The sequence below is a fragment of the Granulicatella sp. 20925_1_45 genome (genome assembly GCF_041433555.1).
Lineage (GTDB): Bacteria > Bacillota > Bacilli > Lactobacillales > Aerococcaceae > Granulicatella.
In genome coordinates, this window is the sequence record NZ_JAPWBR010000008.1 from 1 (window position 1) to 20,441 (window position 20,441).

Consider the following 20,441-nt stretch of genomic DNA (forward strand, 5'->3'; position numbering starts at 1 on the left):
ACCACTCCGGAAAAACAGAAAAAGCCCGATCAATTCGAAGGCGGAGGGGAAAAGAAAGGGTGGCCGGGGGAAAAAATTGTGCCGAGAAACGTACCCGATTAATGTTAAGGCACCGGAGAATAAAAAAGAGTGCCCGAGAGAGGTGTTTAGTCTCCTGCTTGGGCACTCTGTTATTGTTAGATGATGATGTCGTCGACAAATTGTTTGGCTTCTGACAAGCTCATTCCTGTTACGTTACGTAATTTTTGAATAGCTTGAATCGGTTGGCCATTGCGTTTCAATTCGCGTAAGTACTCTTCTAATTCTTCTGGGATGTACGCTTCTTCTACTGGTGTACTCTCTTGTGTTGATGGTATTTGTTCCACCGCTCCGCTGGTATTTGGTTTTGTGCGGAACATCAGAGCAACTACCGCTACTAAAACGACAGCGATGATAACGATTAGTAACTCCATTGTTTTCTCCTATTTCATAAATTTGTAAACACTGCTTCTATGAGCAAATTCAAATGCTATAATTTTTAATTGGTCATCTTCGATTTCTACAATTAATCTATAATCTCCAATTCTATATCTCCAATATTTTGACAAAGTTCCACGCAGAGGTTTCCCCTTACTTCTAGGCTCTTCACAGTCCATCAAATTTTTTTCAATCCATTTTTTTAAGATCACTTTGGTTCCATTATCTAATTTTTTAATTTTCTTTTTGAGACGTTTATCATAAGAAAGTGTGTACCTCATTATAAGTCTCCCCAGAATTCCTCATGGCCAACTAATATAACTTCTCCATTTGCTTTAGCACTTTCGTACTCTTTTACAGCTTGTAAATCATATTCTTCTTCAATTTTTTCAGTTAATGCTTTCTTTAATAGGGTCGTTAATCCTTCTCCGGTAAAGTCTGCATAATTTTTAAAAAGGCGTTCTTCTTCTTTATTTAAACGTAATGAAATTGTACTCATTTTAACCCCTCCTTAATTGTATATACATTGTACCACATATTTTTATTAATTCAACTCAAATTTTAATTAAAATTAGATAATTATTTACAAACAACTGAACGCCGAAATCTTTAATAAGATATCGACGTTTCAAACAGACTAATTATAACGTTCTTTGGCCGCAAAATTGGAGGATGAACCATTCCAATTGCATTTCTTTGATGCCGACGCTGGTTTTCAATGCGTACTCGGTTTCGACTAATTGCTGGAAAGCTGCTTCCAATAAGGGTGTTCCGTAGCGACGGCATTGGTTCAGCGCGAGTTTGACACGATACGGGTGCACCGCAAGTGTCTTTTGAATTTCGGGTTCTTGGTAGCCGGCTTTTTTCAAATACGACACTTGAAGCAATAGGCGGAATTGGCCTAATAGAATCGCGTTCATTTTGATTGGGTCTTCTTTTTGCAATAACATATCGTGATAAATTTGAAGGGCACGTTTGCTGTCTTTGTTCAGGATGGCTTCTCCAAAATCAAAGATGCTTTGCTCCAAGGTCTTTGCCACTAATGCCTCGACGGTTTCAAGTCGAATGGAATACGTTCCAATTTCGGCAACCATTAATTTATCCAGTTCTTTCATACAAGTAGTAAGCGAGTATTGTGTTTTGAGGAGTAAAGTGTTTAACGCCTCTTCTTGAATGCCATATTGTTGCGAACGTAAATAGTCCTTGATGTATTGTCTCACATCGCGTTCTGAAAGTTCGCTTGCATCCAGAAGAACGGCAACCTTCTTCAACTGTTTCACGATTTTTTTACGTTGGTCCAACTTTTCGTACGGCGCAAAGAAGACCATCACCGAACTGTCCATCGGATTTTCTAAATATGCTTGTAGGCGGTCCAACTGATGGTCGATGGATTTCTTTTCCTTCTCCCCTGTTAAAAACGTTGGATTATCAATCATAACCAATCTGCGGTCTCCAAAAAATGGCACAGACTCCGCATCTTGAACCGCGGTTTGAACGGACACTTCATCCATATTGAATCGTCCCACGTTCAAATCTTGATCTTCAGGAGCGACAATGGTGTCCAAAAATACTTTACGTGCAAGCTCTTGTAAGTACGGTTCTTTCCCTTGAACGAGATAAACCAGACTAACTTGCCCTTTTTTAATTCGATTGAGCTGTTTCTCAAATTCCATTTCTTCGCCTCCTGTTGTTTTAGTTTATCTTGAAAACGAGTCTTTGTCTATTGTTTCAATTCTTTTTTCCGTTTCGTAAGCCTTGTTGTGACTTCTAATTTTTCGCGGGTAAACCGAAGCCGAATTTGCCCGTCTTGGTCCGTCCGGAAAATGATAGCACCAGTAGCTTTCAAGCGCGCCAAAGTCTCTGGACTGGGATGCCCATAGTGATTGTGCTTCCCACACGATATGAACGCGAGCCTTGGCTGAACGAGTTTAAGCAGCGCCTCGCCACTCGATGTCCTGCTCCCGTGATGCCCCGCTTTAAGGATTGAGAACCGCAAGTTTGGATTCGCCTGAACGACAGCCTCTTCCACCTTCTCTGAAGCGTCTCCTGTTAGAAGAATCGTCTGCTTCATCACTGTCACTAGCGCCAGTATCGAGTCTTCATTTTCCGCATGAGATAACCCTTTTGGCCATAACACCTTCCACGTCGTCTCATTCCATTTCCACTCGTCTCCTGTGAGTACTAATCGCCACTGAATCTTTGGATACTTCTTTTTCATTTCCTGCATCAGTGGAATTTTCTCCATGCCTTTCCCGATAATGAGCTGTCGGATAGTGAGATGCTTGGCGATGGTTTTTAAGTTTCCAACATGGTCTTCGTCCCCGTGAGACAACATGACTTGTGAGAGCTCCGAGAGCCCCTCTGCTTGCAAGGCTGGCACAACTGTGGTGATCCCTTGGTCTTTTTTCTTCCTGTGCCGCCACGCCTCTTTCTGTTTAAAATCAGAGAGTCCCCCTGTATCAATGAGCGTCGCCTGATTCCACCCCGGCGCTAAAAGAAGGATGGAGTCCCCTTGTTCAACGTCCACCATCACGAGTTCCGTTCCCCAGTGATAGGGCACTTCCATCAATAGCGCTAGTATGGCTAGTCCCCCAAGGACGCCTTTTTTTATCGTCATCTTTCGTAGCTCGAATAAAATTCCTATCGCAATAAGAATCGTTAGAAAGAGAACTACTTCCCACTTGTCCCAAATCCCCAGTGTGAATTTTGTAAAGGACAACTGCTGGCAAAAGGTAAGAACCTTTGAGACCCCAGAGAGAATCCCTTCTCCAACCGTTGTTAGAACTTCTATTAGCGGCGCAAAACTTAACAATACTGCGAATAAATAGGCCGTCAATAACGGAAATAGCAGCATTTCAAATAGCATCGAAAAGAGCGCAGTCAAAAGAATACTCAGTGCGTTCCAATAAAAGAAATACTGGCACAGAAGAGGCAATGCAATCAGACTCATCCCAATCGGCACCCACAAATTAGCGCGAATGCGAGGCAAAACAGCGCGTTGCCATTTCGAAAGAAAAATAATAATGGCCGTTAATCCATAACTGAGTTGAAAGGCTATATTTAAAAGAATCCCTGGCCAAACCAGAATAGACGCTATCACCATCCACAAAAGGCAGTCCATCTGCGTGCTCCCCCGTTTCTTGATGAATGGTTTGGATACGGCAGCAATCACCACCATTCCAATAGCACGGGTACCGCTAATATTCCAACCAATCACAAATCCGTAGAGCACTACAAAAAGAACCAGTAAGCCCCGCGTTTTCTCTCTAGTAATGCCGATTCGCCAACAGAGCCGTTTGATGCAAGCGACCATTAAGGAGATATGTAATCCCGAAATCGCTAAAAGATGCAAGAGACCAAGCTGTTTGTATTGCTCCCACTCTTCTTCGATAAATCCAGTTCGGTCCGCTAAGAGTAAGGCAAGCGTATATTGTTTCATGCGGCTGTCTTTTTGAGAACGTACCCCTTGCAACAACCAAGAGCGAAGATATTCCACAAAGCTCCAGAACCCTGGAACACTCTTCATCCCAGAATTCAATCGTTCAACCTTCAAAGCGTGCATCACGCCAAGACTAAGATAATAGTTTTTTGCATCAAAATTCCCTTTATTGCGTGCATGCTCGATTTCTTCAATGGTCCCTTCAAACGAGACACGCACCACTTGACGTAACTGCAAGAAGGCTCGTTGCTCAGATTCCGACTCGAGTACATAATAGAAGAAAACTTTCTCGTGCTTCGTTCCAGCTTCCAGCGTGGCAGTTCCGGTTACTAAATCGCCATTCACCTTTAATTGATTCGGGTTTAATACGAGTTGCCCAGTAATCGCATCATCAACGGTAAAAGACGGATGCGTTACTTCACGTATATATAAAAATAACCGCAGCCCTACCGCTACACATAGCACGATACCGAGCACTCTTTTCCATGTCTCGTGCCCTCGTTTCCACGCCACAACAATGATGAATAAAGGGACAATCCACCATGCGACTGACCCTTCGAATACAACGATGCTAGACGCTACAAGCACTGCTAGTATCCAGTAACTCATTGCGTCACAATCCTTTCTTGAAAGGACTCGAAGAGCTTCTTACCAATTCCTCGGACTTTCATTAAATCTTCCTTTGTTTGAAACGAACCGTTTTTCTTGCGGTATTCAATAATCGCCTCCGCCTTCTTCTCGCCGACACCCTTCAATGTCTTCAGCTCTTCCACCGTTGCCGTATTAATATTCACTTTTCCTTCTTTAGCTTCTTCTTTACTTGTTGCTCCTGCTGGAATTTCCTCAGCTTCTTCTCCAACTTTTTGTACAACAATCACCATTTGATCTTCTATCCGCTTCGCTAAGTTCACTTTCTGGCTATCCGCCTCGTCCGTCAATCCTCCGGCGGCATCGAGCGCGTCCTTTACACGATCTCCAACCTTCATTTGATAGACTCCCGGATTTTTCACCGATCCTTTTATATCCACGAAAATGACTGTTTCTTGCGTCGTACTGACTTCTGTCTTTTCTACCAGCATTGTCGTCTCTACCACTGTCGTTCCTTCCACGGACTCTTCTTTTTTAGAAAACAAGCCTCCTACACCCACTAATATAAGAAGGATTCCACCAATGACAGCAGCCTTGGCCGACAAACTCCACGACTCCCATTTTTCTTTCCACTCATCAAAAAAAGCCATTTCTCTCACTCCTTAAAAAGATTTCTCCAATTAAAGATATGAGAAAAATGACTCATTGGTTATAGATTTTTTAGAATTTCAATGGCTTCATCCAAAGTCTTCACAGGATAAATTTTAATTTCTGTTCCTAACTTCGCAGCCGCTTCTTTGACTTCTTCATAGTTTGATTTAATATCTGGATAACGTGCACGCATTTCGTCCGTGATTTCATCGTCTGGGGCTAAGAAAACTGTCGCACCCGCTTCAATCGCAGCCACTAATTTCTTATCAATTCCACCGATACGTCCAACCGTTCCATCTAATTCAATCGTTCCTGTTCCGGCAATATTATGTCCGTTTTTCAAATGACTATTCGTAATTTGGTTATAAATTTCAAGCGTGAACATCAAACCACCTGAAGGGCCACTCACACCATGAGGGTCAAATTCAACGGATGGGTCAGAAGTCACATCTTCGTCCACTTCCCCGCCAAATCCAAGACGGATACCACCAGTACGGCTATCCATTTTCAACTGACCGCTGATCATCATTGTTGCATCATCACGTTTCACTTGAAGGACGAGCGTATGTCCTGGTTCAAGGCTTGCTAAATAGTCTCTTAAATCTTCAAAACTCTCATCGGTATTCCCTGGGCTCTTTCCGTCAATCGTTTCGATAATATCTCCGACTTTTAATTTGTCACGGAAATTAGAGTTTGGATCCACACGTGTGACGAAAATACCATTTACATGTCGTTCGACCGTTTTTCCAGCAGCTTCAAAAGCAACTCGAACCGCTTTTGAACGCGCATTACGCATACTGAAATCTTGCAAGGTATCGAATTCTTCTGGTGTATAATCCCCGAATACCTCTTCGGACGGAACCATTTCGTGGTGCTTCAAGAACTTTTTAAAGTACGTTAAAACGGTCGCCTGCTCGACATACACCGTCAGCACCCTGAGAGAACCTGGATCCTCATCTTTTGATCCACTAATCGTTAAAAATTGGGATACTTCTTCTGCAGTCCCTGGCGATTCAATCACATACGGGATTGGAATCATCGCAACAATCGCTAATACAACGAAAATTAAGGCTGCAATAATAATCTTCTTAACCTTTGACATCTGTTATCTCCTCATCCATTTTTATTGTGCGTTCAGGCGCATCTTTGTATTTTTCTTGTAAGGCATCGGCTACTACACTTGGAACAAACGGTGTTACGTCCCCTCCAAATCGAGCTAATTCCTTCATCATTGACGAACTTACAAATCGGTACTCTTCTTTGCTGAGTAATAATACTGTCTCAACATCACCGTTTTGGACACGGTTATGAGATGCAAGAGTCGCTTCATATTCAAAGTCGGTTGCGTTTCGAACGCCACGGACAAGAACGCTCGCTCCTAACTGTGCCGCTGCTTCTACAGTTAAACCTCCGCTTACGGCGACCACTCTGGCATTAGGTACATGCGCAATCACCTTTTCAACCAGTGATTTTCGCTCGTCCAAAGAAAATAAATAGTTTTTCTGAACATTATGCGATAAAACGACAATGACTTCATCGAAGAGCTCACTGCTTCGCTCGATAATATCTAAATGCCCATTCGTAATCGGATCGAAGCTTCCTGCTACTACCGCTTTTCTCATCTTAAGCCTCCTCTTCGCTAGTCGCACGGTCATAGAACACTAAGGCTGTAATCCCGTACTCCACGCGCTTATATTGCTCAAATTCTAAAATTCGCTCTGGAAGTTGCACTTCCTTATCCACCTCACAGACAATCACGCAGTCTGGAGAAACTAGATTCAACTCCTGCAACTGCTCAATGTCCTTTACAATTTCTTGCAGGCGATATGGCGGATCCATAAACACCAACTTGAACGGTTCAAACGCTGGGTCACTCGCAATGGTTTTGAGTCCTTGTTTGACGTTTTGTCGTTTTAAATGAAATTGTTCGGGTGATTTTGTAATCTCAATATTTTGCTCAATCGTCTTTTGCGCTAAGCGATTGTTCTCGAATAGAAACGCACGGTCCATCCCACGAGAGACGGCCTCGATGGCAACGGCTCCGCTTCCGCTGTACATGTCGAGCATGACTCCTCCGTCAAAATAACCGCCAAGAATATTGAAGAGCGATTCTTTTATCTTGTCAGTCGTCGGACGAGTATTTTGGCCCGGTACTGCCTTTAAGCGTCTTCCGCCAAATTCTCCTGAAATAATTCGCACAGTGCATTCCTCCTTATTTCACTATAATACCATATTCCAGCGCTCTTTCGTGAGTTTTTTATAAAATAAGTAGTGCATCGACTGAGCAAAGGATTTCTTATGGTGCTTCTTGAGCGTTAGCCTAAGACGATGATTCGAATCCTTGCGGATTTTTTTATAATAGCTGTAATGGGGCACCGGCTTGAGCCATAGTCTCAAGCTCTTTCAAGATTCAAACGTACTCTAGAAAATAAATTTTCAAGCGTACGTAATTCACTTTGAATGCCATCCCCCATTACTGCTATTATAAAATCCGCTCGATTCTTCTCATCGTCAACTTCAAAGAGAAATTCTAACACAGTAGTGCTCTCATTCTTATTAATGCACGAAACTATATGGAATAATACATGCGCTGTGTGAGTTTAGGTAATTTGGCGCAGCTTAAAGGCTACTGGCAAAATGCTCTCCTCCTCGGAACGGGAACAGTCGCGGGAACGAAAAAAAGTTCGCCACGACTGTAGCGAACTTTACATTGTTTTATAACGGGATAATGGTGTCATTATCACTATTAGCAGGCTCGGTTGAGATAATCTCAATCATCAGCCCATGTGGCAAGCAGATACTGGTCTGACCTGGCTGGGAAATCCAACCTGTTTGTACCGCGATTTGGTCTGGACTATTATCTTCTTTGTCACGGATACGCGTTCCATCGACTTCAATAATATTATATTGATCGTCATGAGGATAATAGATGAACTCTTCATGCGGTGTATTTTCACTGAGTTCAAAGCGCTCGATTTCTTCTCCGTCAATTGTGAGAATCGCGTAAATTTTTGCTTCTTCTTTTCTCGTTGCTTGTTGATAAGCAAAGATGGCATTTGGTAAAAATGATAGCGCCAATAACACGAGCACAATAATAATGTCGAATGGCTTTATCAAATGGGAATACTTCTTAAATATCGTTCTCATCCTTTAACTCTAATAATGTTCTACGTACTTCTGAGGCAATTTTTGAACCAATCACGAGTAATTCATACAAGGTAAAAGTTTCAAATGGAGTTACACGGCCCACATAGCGAATAAATAGCTCGCCGTCTGAATCCACGAGTAGCGTATAGTAGGCCACTAACTCCTGGTTCAAGCGATTAATGGAATAGAGCACATCAAATAAATCTAAGCCAAAGTCTCTTCCATTCCCGATTCCTTCATAGGTAATTTGGTAATCGGTACGGTCCTCGCTATCATCGAAAACGACGCTAAACGGAAACTCGGCTTCTCCTTCTGAATACAGACCAAGAAACGCGATTCCACCATCGCCTAAATCTTTCTTATCTAGCTTCAAATCACGATTCTTTAAAACCGTCTCAAATGATTCACTAACCTTCATCGTGGCCACTCCTTTCGCCATTTGTATATTCTATTTTACTAGATTCCCTCCTATTTCACAACCAAACACCGAAATCCTGCACTTTTCTTCTCTATTAGATACTAAGAACTGCTTCATTTTGGCCGATTTTTTAGTTACTTCATTCTCTTCCCTTGTATTCCTATTCATTAAAAAACAGCAAACCAATTCCGTTTACTGTTTCGTAAAATAATCTTTTATTACTTTTCTAAAATCCTTTTCTTTCTGGATACATGATATAAATAAACGGCAAAGAAAATACAAATTGCTTTTGCTATATAATCTAGAAGGATATTATCATTTATACTCATTTGAGAGAATGTATTTATCAGTGCATGTGTCATCACACAAATCCATAGACTGTTGGAATAGGCAAATAATGCCGACAAAATAAATGAGTTGGTTAGTAATCCTAGTAAAAAAACTAGAATATGAATACTCCCTAAACTTCCATCAATATAAAAGAACAAGAGATGCCATACACTCCAACACACAAAAGTAATCAGTGTTGAAGCAATATAGGGAATTTTCTTCTCTAAACCAGGTTGAAATGAATATCTCCACCCTAATTCTTCGATGCCGCCAAATACAATCGCCTTAAGGAAAAGAAGGAACGGTAGAAATAGACTTTCTATTTTAAATCCTCTATTGATTATTACTGAAGAAAACTCCAATATCAGAAAAATCAGTACTAATGTATAGCTTTTTACAGATTGCTTTATATTGAAAAAATCTTTTAAAATTTCTAAGGGCCTTTTGGAATGACATTTAACTTGATAAACGATTCCCCAAAGTGCAGATGATATACCCGCTAAAGAAATAAAGAGTATCCCTAAAAATGAATTATATCCTAATTCAAATCCTCTAAATTTCAGTATTCCAACCAATGCAGCGATAACCGTTATTTGAAGCAGTGTTGGTATTAAATACATTTTGATAATGGCCTTACTCTTCATGATTCATCCTCTAATAAAAATCTCTTTTAAATTACCATCTATATTATACCATTTTTGACATCTTTTCTATATCTAGTTTTTGCGCACAAAAAAAGAGACTGAAGTTTCCTTCAATCTCTTCTCTAATTTTTATGATTAACCTAAACGTTGGCGAGAGTCCGCTGCACGTTGTAGGGCTTGACCAACATAGTTGATACATAACATCATGATTAAGATTAAGATTGTGGCTGGTAACCAAACCCATAATTTGTTTTCGATGATGTCTGCATTTTTCGCTGCAGAAATTAATGTACCAAGTGATGGTGTTGTAAATGGTAAACCGAAACCTAAGTAAGTTAACCCTGTTTCAATACCGATGTTCCCTGCTAAACGTAAGATTAAGTTAACGATAATTAATGAACTTAAGTTTGGCAAGATTTCACGGAACATGATACGGATATCACTTGAACCTAATGTCTTAGATGCATTTACATAGTCTAAGCTTGCTTCTTGAAGAGTACGTGTTCTGAATAAACGAGCAGAACCTACCCAATAGAAGGCTGTCATGATAAATACGAAGTGGAACATTGTGTAGTTTGGAATTACTGTTACGAACACGATGATGATCATCAATGTTGGTAAGATCATGATAAAGTCAACGACACGCATTAAAGTTGTGTCCACCCATTTACCGTAGTAACCAGAAATCAATCCGACGATGATACCAATGATACATGTCAAGATTGTAACTGAGAAACCGATTAATACTGAGTTACGAGCCCCGATAATTAAGAGGGCTAAAACGTCACGACCACTTTCGTCAGTCCCTAAAATGTGCGCATTTGTTGGGGCTTTATAACGACCTAAGATATTAACTTTCAATGCAGTTTCTTGGTCGATGAAGTATGGTCCGATAAAGATGATTAAGAAAATCAACGTTAGTAAAATTAACGCGAAAAGCGCTAATTTATCTTTTAAAAACTCCCGTACAATAACCTGAAAACCAGCAGGCGGTGTAGATACGGTGCTTTCTTCAACGACAGTTTCTTCAACTGTATTTACATTATTTTGCTCCATTTGCTACTCCTCCTTTTATTATTGTACACGAACACGTGGGTCTACAATACTCATGATAATATCAGATAATAGCGTACCTAGAAGAGTCGCTGTACCGAAGAGTAATAGTAACGCTAAGATTACTGAGTAGTCACGTCCTGTGATTGATGATACGAACAATTCCCCCATCCCTGGATATGAGAAGATGTTTTCAATGAACACTGAACCACCGATTAAACCAGTGAATTCATATCCTAAGAAGGCTGCGATTGGCAAGATTGAGTTACGGAAGATGTGGCGGTTGAACACAACATTTTCAGGAACCCCTTTCGCACGTGCTGTACGAACGTAGTCTTGGCTCTTCGCATCGATAACCCCGGTACGTAAATATTGAATCGTACCAGTAGTTGAAAGAATCGCCATCGTAAACGCCGGTAAAATCATGTGATGGAATTTATTTACATAATAGCCCAGTGTTCCAGTAACTACATCTGAATCGACAGATCCACGAGTTGGGAACCAACCTAATGTATAACCAAATAACCATAATAGAACTAACGCGAATACGAATACTGGGATTGAGTAAGTAATGAATGTGTATACTACGATTACTTTGTCAGCCCAACTGTTTTGGAAACGACCTGCAATCATCCCTAATGGTAATGCAATTAAGTAAGTTAGAATCATCGTTAGTAATGATAACCACACTGTGTTACCAATACGCTGTCCGATTAATTTTGTTACTTCATATTTGTAAGTATAACTTTGACCGAAGTCTCCACGGAATGCTTTTGAAATCCAGTTCCAATATTGAACAGGAAGTGGATCATAGAATCCAGATTTCACACGTAAAGCTTCAATTGTATTTGGATCCGTTTCTGGAGTAATTAAACCTGTAAATGGATCCCCTGGCATCATCTTCGCGATTAAGAATGCCAGCACACTAAGGATGAAGATTTGTGGCAACATTAATAACACACGACGTAAAATGGTTTTCCACATAATTATTTTCCTCCTTTTGGATTTAATGCAACAAAGTGTGAGTCTGAGATTTTTTGTAAATCAAACACACGACCGTTTTCATCGTAGTATAAGTTTTGATTTTCTTGGTAGAATTGCTCAGCTTCTTTACGACGAAGTTTGTTTGCTTCACGGTTTTCTGGATCGATTACCGGAATCGCAGACAATAGACGTTTAGTATAGATGTGTTGTGGGTTTGCGTAAATGTCTTCCGCTTTCCCTGTTTCAACGAAACGTCCACGGTACATGATGAATAGCTCATCACACATATGTTTTACAACCCCAAGGTCATGGGAAATGAATAAGTAACTTAAGTTGAACTCATCTTGGATGCGTTTCATGTAGTTTAACACTTGCGCTTGTACAGATAAGTCTAACGCTGATACTGGTTCGTCGGCGATGATTAAACGAGGGTTACTTGCTAAGGCACGAGCAACACCGATACGTTGTCTTTGACCACCTGAGAACTGGTGTGGATATTTTAATAATGCTTCTTCAGATAATCCGATGATTTCCATTAATTCAATCACGCGTTTTCTCTCTTCATCTGGAGATAAACGTTCGAAGTTTCTTAATGGCTCAGCCACGATATCTAAGATACGTTTTTTAGGGTTAAAACTTGATAGTGAATCTTGGAAGATCATTTGTACGTTACGGTTGTAGTCTGAAGTACGACGACGTGCTTTGTTTGTTACGTCTTGTCCTTCGTAAATGACTTTACCGCTTGTTACGTGTTCTAGACCAATGATTGCTTTACCAATCGTTGATTTACCAGAACCTGATTCTCCAACAAGACCGTAAGTTTTCCCTTCTTCAATTTCAAGTGACACTCCGTCTACCGCATAAACATAATCCGTTACTCGGTTAAAGAAGCCACTACGAATCGGATAGTGAACTTTTAAATCTTCAATGGTTACAAAACCGCTCATTATGCTTCCTCCCCTTCAAAATGGAAATGTTTATAACATGTACAACGAACGAAGTGGTTTGGTCCAACTTCATGAAGTGTTGGATCCTCTTCGTGAGCGTTCGCTGAAATCCATGGAATACGTGGTGCGAAACGGCAACCTTTACGTGGTAATTTTGGTAATGGTGGCACAGTTCCTTGAATCACGTGTAATTCTTGACCTTCTGCTCCCGCTTGTGGGATTGATTGTAGTAATGAACGTGTATAAGGATGTTGTGGATTTGTGAATAGCTCTTCAACAGGTGCTACTTCCACAAATTGTCCAGCATACATCACGGCTACACGGTCCGCAGTTTCTGCTACTACGCCAAGGTCGTGAGTAATTAAGATGATACCTGATTCTGTTTCTTTCTGGATATCATTTAATAAGTCTAAGATTTGCGCTTGGATTGTTACGTCTAAGGCAGTTGTTGGTTCATCGGCAATGATGATTGGTGGTTTACATGATAAAGCAATCGCGATAACCACACGTTGACGCATCCCACCTGATAATTCGTGTGGGTATTGTTTGTAAGTACGTTGTGGGTTTGGAATCCCTACTTGTCCTAACAATTCAAGTACGCGTTCAGTACGTTCTTTTTCATTTAAGTCTGTATGATAATAAAGAGCTTCATCGATTTGAGCACCAATTGTCATTAATGGGTTTAACGAAGCCAATGGATCTTGGAAAATCATACCGATATCATTTCCGCGAATTTTGTTATATAACGCTTCGTTTAAGTTTACTAAGTTCACATCGTTATAAATGATGTCCCCTGTAATCTTTGTATTATTTTTGTTGTGTAAGCCCATGATGGTTGTCGCTAATGTAGATTTCCCACATCCTGATTCCCCAACGATGGCCAAAATTTCATTCTTTTCTAATGTTAATGACACATTATCTACTGCATCATAAAAATCATCTTTGATACGGAAACCAACGTGTAAGTTATTGATTTCTAATAGTGGCTTATCAATTGTCAAATCCGATTCCTCCTTATTTTCTTTGGTTAACTATTTCAATATTTAAAATAATAAAACAACGTTTCTATTATACGTTGCATGCTCTCTGATTGCAAATTGTATGACAATTCGAGCGCAGATACAGCGTATTTTTAGTTTACCATGAATCCTGCGTGATTACCATTATTTATGAGCAAAAAATTAACTTTTCTCATGTTATTTTAATTTTAAATTCAAATTTCACTAAAATCCCGTCATTAATGCGTTTTCATTGGTTTTATAGATTTTGTGCAAACAAAAAGAGACCAACCGAAGCTCGTCTCCTTCCAATTCTTATTTAGCACCAGTTTCACTCGTTAATTCTACTTGATATAACGCAGATTTCTTGCTACCTAAGTTTACATCGTAGTATTTCACACGTTTGTTGACTGCTGTAAGTTCTTCTCCGACTAATGTTGGGAAGATGAATGCTTTATCGTGAACATATTTTTGCCATTCTTTATAGAACTCAACGTTTTTAGCTGAATCAAATGATTCTGTTGAACTAATTTTATCCATGATGGCTGTTCCTTCAGCATCTACATAGCGTTCGAAGTTGAATTGTGCTGTTTCACCAAATAATCCTGATGGGTTTGGATCGTAACCAGTAGACCAACCAGCTGCAAACACATCGATTTCTGGGTCATCCGCTTGAACTTTATCATAGAATGAGTTCAATTCGATTGTACGTCCTGTATATAATTGAACATTCAATCCAATTTCTTTCCACCAGTTCAAGTATTGTTGAACAAGTGACTCATTCGCTTCGTCACGAGTACGTGCAGCAAAGTTGATTGTCAATTTAGAACCGTCTTTATTTTCACGAATTCCGTCTCCATCAACGTCTTTATATCCCGCTTCATCAAGCAATTGTTTTGCTTTTTCTGGGTTATATGAGAATCCTTCTTGATCTTTGTTATATACATCTTTGAAGAATGGAATGATGATTGAGTTTGAAGAATGTTGCAAGCCGTTATACAAGTTTTGACCTGCCGCATCAATATCGAGCGCGTATGCCATTGCTTGACGAAGGTTTACATCGGACATTTTCGCATTTGGATCTGTCACGTTTTTACCAGTTTCTTTATCATATTTTCCTAAGTGGAAACCGATATATTCATATGCAGATGCTTGTGAACCTAGGAATGTTACGTTTGTTAAATCTTTATACGCTTCGTATTGTGAGTTTGGCATTGTAGCAATATCGTAGTTACCAGCTTTCATTTCTGAAACGATGTTGTCTGGAGATACAACTTCCATTACGACTTTATCAACTTTCGCTACTCCTCTGAAGTAGTGCTCGTTAGGAACTAATGTCACAGATTCTCCTGCAACAATCGATTCAATCTTGAACTGACCTAAACCAACGAATTTTGTTCCACGAACATAATCACTTTTTTCCCACTCAGCTTCTGGAATATCTTTGAAGATGTGTTTTGGCATGATGTATGCACACACAGAACCACCTGCTAATTGCATTGAAGGGCTCATTTCTTTGAAGTGAATTTTCACAGTGTAATCATCCACTTTTTCAAGACCAGAAACGCTATCTGCTTTTCCATCGTGATATTCTTCCATACCGACTACATTTTTATAATCATCATCGTAACGAACACCCGTATAGTCTTTATTACCGATGGCTTGGTAAGCAAAGATGTAGTCGTCGATGGTTACAGGTTGTCCATCAGACCATTTATAGTCTTTTGAGTTTAATGTAACGGTTGCTGTTTTATTTTCAACGTCAAATTCAATACTTGCAAGACCTGTATTTGTTAACTTACGGTTTTCATCGTATTCGAACATACTTTCATCAACCAAACCACCAATCGTTGAGTCGTTTGTATCCGCAGATAACTCATCTGCAAAAATTCCAGTGAAAGATGAAGAAGATACGATTGCGTATTTTAATGTTCCACCTTTAATTGGAGTCCCGTCGTGAGTGACTTCAGAAGCGTATTTCGTTTTTCCGCCATTGCTACTAGTTGAAGATGATTGCTCTTTACTACCACATGCTGCTAACGTTAGTGCAGCTGTTGCAGAAAACAGAATCATTACATTTCTCTTTTTCATCATAATCAGTCTCCATTCTTTTATTTTAAGGCTTTTGAGTGTATCCATAAATTTATGTTGGACTTATCATACTCCAACTTTTTAATAATTGCAATACTTTTTCTAATCTTTTTTTAATTTTCATAATTTATTTCTCATTTTTGGAAAGTTTTTTCATAATGAAAAAGCCTAGGAATCCTCCTAGGCTTTTTGAATTCATTATTTAGCTGGTGTATCAGAAGTTAATTCTAATTGATACAATTGAGCTTTAGAGCCGCTTGTTGCAAGAGCAGTGTCATAGTATTTCACACGTTTATTAACAGCTGTTACGCTATCTCCTACTAATGTTGGAATAATAAACGCTTCGTCTTTAACATAAGCTTGCCATTCTTTATAGTAATCTTTTAGTTTTGCTTCATCAAAAGCTTCTGTTGAAGAAATTTTCTTCATGATTTCTGTCCCTTTCTCATTTACGTAACGAGCAAAGTTGAACTTAGCAGTTTCACCGAATAAGTTCGCTGGGTTTGGATCATAACCTACTCCCCATCCAGCCGCGAATACATCGATTTCTGGATCGTCTGCTTGGATTTTTTCGTAGAAGTTATTTGATTCGATTGTACGACCTGTGTAAAGTTGTACGTCTAATCCAATTTCTTTCCACCATAGTAAGTATTGTTGCACTAATGATTCATTGGCATCATCACGAGTACGTGCTGCAAAGTTGATTTGTAATTTAGAACCATCTTTGCTTTCACGGATTCCGTCGCCGTCTACGTCTTTATATCCCGCTTCATCTAGCAATTGTTTTGCTTTTTCTGGGTTATAGGCGAATCCTTCTTGCTCAGCATTATATACGTCTTTGAAGAATGGTAAGATGATTGAGTTCGTACCATAGTTTAATCCGTTATATAAGCTTTCACCCGCTGCATCGATGTCTAATGCATACCCCATCGCTTGACGAAGTTTTACATCACTCATTTTCGCATTAGGATCCGTTACGTTCTTACCTGTAGTCTTGTCAAATTTACCTAAGTGGAAGGCAATATATTCATAAGATGGTGCAAATGAACTTACATAAGTTACGTTTGTTAAATCTTTAAATGCTTCATATTGAGCACTTGGCATTGTAGCAATATCATAGTTGCCAGCTTTCATTTCTGAAACAATTGTATTTGGTGACACAATTTGCATCACTACTTTCTTTAATTTTGGACTACCTTTATAGTAGTGTTTATTTGGAACTAATGTTACAGATTCCCCTGCAACAACTTTTTCAATAGTGAAGGCACCAAGCCCTACTACTTTATCTCCACGAACATATTCGCTTTGTTCCCATTCTTTTACAGGGATATCTTTGAAGATGTGTTTTGGCATTGTATATGCTGGAATTGCACCACCTGCTAATTGCATTGATGGTAACATTTTTTCAAAGTGAAGTTTCACTGTGTAATCATCCACTTTTTCAACACCAGAGATTGAGTCCGTTTTTCCTTCGTGGAAATCTTTCATCCCTACGATGTTTGTGTAACGGTCGTTGTAACGAGTACCAGTGTAGTCTTTGTTACCGATAGCTTCGATAGCGAAGATATAGTCATCGATTGTAAATGGTTTTCCATCTGACCATTTATAGTCTTTTGCATTTAATTTAATCGTTACAGATTTACCTTCAACGTCAAATTCGATAGAAGCTAAACCAGTATTTGTTAATTTACGGTTTTCATCATATTCGAACATTGATTGGTCAACTTGACTCGCAATTGTTGAGTCTGTTGAGTTTGATGCTAATTCATCAATGAAGATTCCACTGAACTTCGTAGGTGTTACAAGGGCGTATTTTAATGTTCCGCCTTCAATCGCTGTTCCTTCATGAGTCACTTCTGAACTGAATTTTGATTTTGAAGCTGCTTTTGATGCTTCTGAAGAAGTGCTACTGTTATTGTTTTCTGAACCACATGCTGCTAATGTTAAAGCTGCTGCAGCTGATAAGAATACTAAACTTTTCTTTTTCATTTTTCCTCCACTCTCAGACACCCGATTCAACTTTCTTTTTGTATTGAATTGTCTGACAAATTAATACTTGATGTTAATTTTAACATAATTTTAATTTTTTGCAAGTAAAATATCAAAAATCACTTTTTTATGTTAGTTATTATATTCAATACTCAAACATTCAGTAAAATTAAAAAAACATAGTTATCATGAATCATAAAAAAAATCCAGACACATTAAAAAGTAGAGAACTCAAAGTTCCGAGTTCTCTACTTCACTAATTAGACGCCTGGGACAAATACAAAGTCTACTACTAAATATACATAGACTACTATTTGCCTTCTCTATTGTTCGCTGCAATCATACACGTTTTACTCCTTGGATAAGTACAAACCTTGTAGGCAGATGGGCAGTATTCACTGCAGGAACCTGTCGGTACTGGTGTAAATGTAGGACAATAATATCTTGTACTTGGTTGAGCTGTTGGGCGTTCTCCTTCGGAAATTTTAATTTCCAAGTTGAAAAGATCATCCATTTTATTTCCCTCCTTTCTTTATAATAATGTTTTACATTTAAAAAAATGTCAGAAAATGATAAAACGAAATCCAACTAGTTGGCAAAAAGTTGACCCACTCACTTGTATTAATGATTGAAAGAAAATACCCTAACTCTATAATATTGGTTATTAACGATTTCTTTACAATCTTTATCTTGGCCATACCATAAAAAATAACTACTATTACAATAGATTGATATAGAATCATAGGAATAATAATTTCCCTTAGCGAAATAATATTCCAACTTCCTTGAATTTTGCTAAAAACAGTAATAGGTATTACAAATATGGACTCTTGCAATAACACTCTGCTAAACAATTCAAGTAGTAAAATATAGAAAACAGATGGAATTAAGAATAAATGTGAGAGATACTTCCACAGTCTACTCTGATTAATTTTATTAGTAGATATTGGGATTATTCTATAAAGTTTCGCTTTTCTATCATTTATCTCCATTTCTCTATTAATTATTACTACACTTATCATCAATAGAACACTAATAAGCAATAGCTTTATAGCCACCTCCAAAAACGGGGCTACTTTGTTATACTTTTTAAGGTTGATGTTGTGTTCGATTAGATAATCCATTATTTTTGCAGACTTTTCTACACCTGCTTTTAGAGCTGCAATTCTTTCCCTCATTGTTTCAGGCAATACACTTAATAAGCTATCAACACTTTCAACCCTCTGATTATTAAATTCTCTTAATTTGGAATAATTATCATTACGGTACGCAATATACAAATTACTGCTTACGAAGTTGAAATGTTGCACTTGTTCATTAAGTTCATCACTAATCGTCTCTCCACTATTTTCAATATCCGTTAGATTTTGCAATACTATTTCCTTAATTTGATAATCTTCTTTCAGAAATATAGCATCAGTTCCGACACTTGATTCAAATATAAACAACCCACTTAACAAAAGTAAGACAAATCCACAAAAAATCAGTGTCGTCTTGTATATTAGTTTATGTACCCATCTACTTATTCCCATATTTACATCTCCTATCTTGTTGCTTAATGATTAAGATTAGCAAAATAAATAGCAAACAAATATACATAAATATGCTCTTGCACGCATCTATATAACTAAAAGGATAATTGTAGATTAGTGATTTATTTCCATTTAGAGCAGACACCGTATCAATATAATAGATTGGACTCAACGCTGGAAAATATTGGTGCATTGAAGAGTGAATCATCATTCTTTCTAAAAAAAGTACAAATAGTATTAAAGATGAGGAAAAAATTTTAGATCTTGTGATTTGAAATAGGATGGTGGCCATCATTATAAACAATAAATCTAGCAAGAATACAATAAATAAAATAGGAATCATGAAGTAGAACACTGAAACACTTGTTGCTTCATTATTCATACTAAAAATTACAATTGATGGAACTATGTGTGGATTGATAGTCTTAGTAAGAAGTAACATAACAAACACAAGTATCGCTACGAAAACTTGCACACCAAATACTAAGCACGTAGAAATCAATTTCTTCTTAATTTGATACGAAACAAAGGATTTAGGTATAGTTCTCCAAACAGAATCTTTTACCTCAAAACTTAAAATAAGGTCCATCATTAGTACTACTATTAGAAATAAAATAAGAAAGAAATTAGAAAACAATTTATTTTCGCCAATTATTTCATAAAAATCACTTCTTAGCACATCAGGAAAAGACAACTCTTTGAGTTTAGAATTATAAAATTCCAATTTATGATAGTCTCTAATGAAACTTCTCTTCACATTCTCTTTAGCCGTCTTAATAGGAACATCATCTACTTCCATTGCAATACTTCCGTACCCAAAAAATTCTGGAAAAATTTCATATACTGTTTCGCCATATTTAGCAGCATTACTAAAATATAGTAAATAATCACTTAGATTATTGTCTAGTAGACTTTGATTAGCTAGGTTAGTATTATGAATAAACTCATAATATTGATGATAATCCTTTCCCTTCTCTTCCCCTGATTTTTTCAAATTTTCAACCCGTTTATTTATTTGTAAAGTCATCATTGCGCCATTTCGATATTCTTCCATAATTTCATCATCAGTTTTAATTTTAGGAAGAATTATCACAATCGCCATAATCAAAAAAATCATCATTCTCTTTAAAAGAGTTTTCCAATCAAACATGATTTTCCATATGAAACTAAGCAT

At 38.3% G+C, this 20,441-nt stretch carries 21 protein-coding genes; all 21 read right to left on the reverse strand.

Features of this window, described 5'->3' with window-relative positions:
• Window positions 1–176: 176 nt before the first annotated feature.
• The 21 genes from O3798_RS03800 to O3798_RS03900 all read right to left on the reverse strand — a co-directional run bounded on the left by O3798_RS03800 (window position 177) and on the right by O3798_RS03900 (window position 20,441).
• Window positions 177–452, reverse strand: a complete 276-nt coding sequence (locus O3798_RS03800) for a hypothetical protein (protein WP_371463407.1) — start codon at window positions 450–452, stop codon at window positions 177–179.
• 9 nt (window positions 453–461) lie between these two features.
• Window positions 462–737 (reverse strand): type II toxin-antitoxin system RelE/ParE family toxin, encoded by a 276-nt coding sequence (locus O3798_RS03805; RefSeq protein ID WP_371463409.1) that lies wholly within the window; start codon window positions 735–737, stop codon window positions 462–464.
• Window positions 737–955 (reverse strand): type II toxin-antitoxin system RelB family antitoxin, encoded by a 219-nt coding sequence (gene relB, locus O3798_RS03810; protein ID WP_371463411.1) that lies wholly within the window; start codon window positions 953–955, stop codon window positions 737–739. The genes O3798_RS03805 and relB overlap by 1 nt, the downstream gene beginning before the upstream one ends.
• 142 nt (window positions 956–1,097) lie before the next feature.
• Entirely contained in the window at window positions 1,098–2,129 is a 1,032-nt protein-coding gene (gene holA, locus O3798_RS03815) for a DNA polymerase III subunit delta (RefSeq protein WP_371445321.1), read from the reverse strand.
• A 47-nt stretch (window positions 2,130–2,176) separates the two neighbouring features.
• The gene (locus tag O3798_RS03820) at window positions 2,177–4,504 is read right to left on the reverse strand and encodes a DNA internalization-related competence protein ComEC/Rec2 (RefSeq protein WP_371463415.1); all 2,328 of its coding nucleotides are present in this window, start codon (window positions 4,502–4,504) and stop codon (window positions 2,177–2,179) included.
• Window positions 4,501–5,133, reverse strand: a complete 633-nt coding sequence (locus O3798_RS03825) for a helix-hairpin-helix domain-containing protein (protein WP_371463417.1) — start codon at window positions 5,131–5,133, stop codon at window positions 4,501–4,503. The genes O3798_RS03820 and O3798_RS03825 overlap by 4 nt, the downstream gene beginning before the upstream one ends.
• A 59-nt stretch (window positions 5,134–5,192) precedes the next feature.
• Window positions 5,193–6,236, reverse strand: coding sequence for a SepM family pheromone-processing serine protease (locus O3798_RS03830; protein ID WP_371463419.1), 1,044 nt, complete (start codon window positions 6,234–6,236; stop codon window positions 5,193–5,195).
• Entirely contained in the window at window positions 6,223–6,756 is a 534-nt protein-coding gene (coaD, locus tag O3798_RS03835) for a pantetheine-phosphate adenylyltransferase (RefSeq protein WP_371463421.1), read from the reverse strand. Before coaD ends, O3798_RS03830 begins: the two co-directional genes overlap by 14 nt.
• A 1-nt stretch (window position 6,757) precedes the next feature.
• Window positions 6,758–7,333 (reverse strand): 16S rRNA (guanine(966)-N(2))-methyltransferase RsmD, encoded by a 576-nt coding sequence (gene rsmD, locus O3798_RS03840; RefSeq protein ID WP_371463423.1) that lies wholly within the window; start codon window positions 7,331–7,333, stop codon window positions 6,758–6,760.
• A gap of 194 nt (window positions 7,334–7,527) precedes the next feature.
• Window positions 7,528–7,671 (reverse strand): hypothetical protein, encoded by a 144-nt coding sequence (locus tag O3798_RS03845; RefSeq protein ID WP_371463425.1) that lies wholly within the window; start codon window positions 7,669–7,671, stop codon window positions 7,528–7,530.
• Window positions 7,672–7,849: 178 nt separating this feature from the next.
• The gene (locus O3798_RS03850; protein WP_371463427.1) at window positions 7,850–8,281 is read right to left on the reverse strand and encodes a NusG domain II-containing protein; all 432 of its coding nucleotides are present in this window, start codon (window positions 8,279–8,281) and stop codon (window positions 7,850–7,852) included.
• On the reverse strand, window positions 8,265–8,699 hold the full coding sequence (locus tag O3798_RS03855; RefSeq protein WP_371463429.1) for a hypothetical protein: 435 nt from the start codon (window positions 8,697–8,699) through the stop codon (window positions 8,265–8,267). The genes O3798_RS03850 and O3798_RS03855 overlap by 17 nt, the downstream gene beginning before the upstream one ends.
• A 218-nt stretch (window positions 8,700–8,917) precedes the next feature.
• Window positions 8,918–9,673, reverse strand: coding sequence for a CPBP family intramembrane glutamic endopeptidase (locus O3798_RS03860; RefSeq protein WP_371463431.1), 756 nt, complete (start codon window positions 9,671–9,673; stop codon window positions 8,918–8,920).
• A 135-nt stretch (window positions 9,674–9,808) separates the two neighbouring features.
• Entirely contained in the window at window positions 9,809–10,729 is a 921-nt protein-coding gene (locus O3798_RS03865; protein ID WP_371463433.1) for an ABC transporter permease, read from the reverse strand.
• Between the two features lie 18 nt (window positions 10,730–10,747).
• Window positions 10,748–11,710 (reverse strand): oligopeptide ABC transporter permease, encoded by a 963-nt coding sequence (gene opp4B / locus O3798_RS03870; protein ID WP_371463435.1) that lies wholly within the window; start codon window positions 11,708–11,710, stop codon window positions 10,748–10,750.
• A gap of 2 nt (window positions 11,711–11,712) precedes the next feature.
• A complete protein-coding gene (locus O3798_RS03875) occupies window positions 11,713–12,657 on the reverse strand; it encodes an ABC transporter ATP-binding protein (protein ID WP_371463437.1) in 945 nt (314 codons plus the stop codon).
• The gene (locus O3798_RS03880; RefSeq protein WP_371463439.1) at window positions 12,657–13,658 is read right to left on the reverse strand and encodes an ABC transporter ATP-binding protein; all 1,002 of its coding nucleotides are present in this window, start codon (window positions 13,656–13,658) and stop codon (window positions 12,657–12,659) included. Before O3798_RS03880 ends, O3798_RS03875 begins: the two co-directional genes overlap by 1 nt.
• A gap of 312 nt (window positions 13,659–13,970) precedes the next feature.
• The gene (locus O3798_RS03885) at window positions 13,971–15,746 is read right to left on the reverse strand and encodes an oligopeptide ABC transporter substrate-binding protein (RefSeq protein WP_371463517.1); all 1,776 of its coding nucleotides are present in this window, start codon (window positions 15,744–15,746) and stop codon (window positions 13,971–13,973) included.
• A gap of 198 nt (window positions 15,747–15,944) precedes the next feature.
• Window positions 15,945–17,735 (reverse strand): oligopeptide ABC transporter substrate-binding protein, encoded by a 1,791-nt coding sequence (locus tag O3798_RS03890; protein ID WP_371463440.1) that lies wholly within the window; start codon window positions 17,733–17,735, stop codon window positions 15,945–15,947.
• Between the two features lie 551 nt (window positions 17,736–18,286).
• The gene (locus tag O3798_RS03895) at window positions 18,287–19,267 is read right to left on the reverse strand and encodes a hypothetical protein (RefSeq protein ID WP_371463442.1); all 981 of its coding nucleotides are present in this window, start codon (window positions 19,265–19,267) and stop codon (window positions 18,287–18,289) included.
• On the reverse strand, window positions 19,254–20,441 hold the full coding sequence (locus O3798_RS03900) for a hypothetical protein (RefSeq protein ID WP_371463444.1): 1,188 nt from the start codon (window positions 20,439–20,441) through the stop codon (window positions 19,254–19,256). Before O3798_RS03900 ends, O3798_RS03895 begins: the two co-directional genes overlap by 14 nt.

Bases quoted from the DNA above. Each gene is read 5' to 3' on its own strand.
- O3798_RS03800 (WP_371463407.1), bottom strand. From the start codon at position 452: ATGGAGTTACTAATCGTTATCATCGCTGTCGTTTTAGTAGCGGTAGTT.
- O3798_RS03805 (WP_371463409.1), bottom strand. From the start codon at position 737: ATGAGGTACACACTTTCTTATGATAAACGTCTCAAAAAGAAAATTAAA.
- relB (WP_371463411.1), bottom strand. From the start codon at position 955: ATGAGTACAATTTCATTACGTTTAAATAAAGAAGAAGAACGCCTTTTT.
- holA (WP_371445321.1), bottom strand. From the start codon at position 2,129: ATGGAATTTGAGAAACAGCTCAATCGAATTAAAAAAGGGCAAGTTAGT.
- O3798_RS03820 (WP_371463415.1), bottom strand. From the start codon at position 4,504: ATGAGTTACTGGATACTAGCAGTGCTTGTAGCGTCTAGCATCGTTGTA.
- O3798_RS03825 (WP_371463417.1), bottom strand. From the start codon at position 5,133: ATGGCTTTTTTTGATGAGTGGAAAGAAAAATGGGAGTCGTGGAGTTTG.
- O3798_RS03830 (WP_371463419.1), bottom strand. From the start codon at position 6,236: ATGTCAAAGGTTAAGAAGATTATTATTGCAGCCTTAATTTTCGTTGTA.
- coaD (WP_371463421.1), bottom strand. From the start codon at position 6,756: ATGAGAAAAGCGGTAGTAGCAGGAAGCTTCGATCCGATTACGAATGGG.
- O3798_RS03850 (WP_371463427.1), bottom strand. From the start codon at position 8,281: ATGAGAACGATATTTAAGAAGTATTCCCATTTGATAAAGCCATTCGAC.
- O3798_RS03855 (WP_371463429.1), bottom strand. From the start codon at position 8,699: ATGAAGGTTAGTGAATCATTTGAGACGGTTTTAAAGAATCGTGATTTG.
- O3798_RS03860 (WP_371463431.1), bottom strand. From the start codon at position 9,673: ATGAAGAGTAAGGCCATTATCAAAATGTATTTAATACCAACACTGCTT.
- O3798_RS03865 (WP_371463433.1), bottom strand. From the start codon at position 10,729: ATGGAGCAAAATAATGTAAATACAGTTGAAGAAACTGTCGTTGAAGAA.
- opp4B (WP_371463435.1), bottom strand. From the start codon at position 11,710: ATGTGGAAAACCATTTTACGTCGTGTGTTATTAATGTTGCCACAAATC.
- O3798_RS03875 (WP_371463437.1), bottom strand. From the start codon at position 12,657: ATGAGCGGTTTTGTAACCATTGAAGATTTAAAAGTTCACTATCCGATT.
- O3798_RS03885 (WP_371463517.1), bottom strand. From the start codon at position 15,746: ATGAAAAAGAGAAATGTAATGATTCTGTTTTCTGCAACAGCTGCACTA.
- O3798_RS03890 (WP_371463440.1), bottom strand. From the start codon at position 17,735: ATGAAAAAGAAAAGTTTAGTATTCTTATCAGCTGCAGCAGCTTTAACA.
- O3798_RS03895 (WP_371463442.1), bottom strand. From the start codon at position 19,267: ATGGGAATAAGTAGATGGGTACATAAACTAATATACAAGACGACACTG.
- O3798_RS03900 (WP_371463444.1), bottom strand. From the start codon at position 20,441: ATGCTTAGTTTCATATGGAAAATCATGTTTGATTGGAAAACTCTTTTA.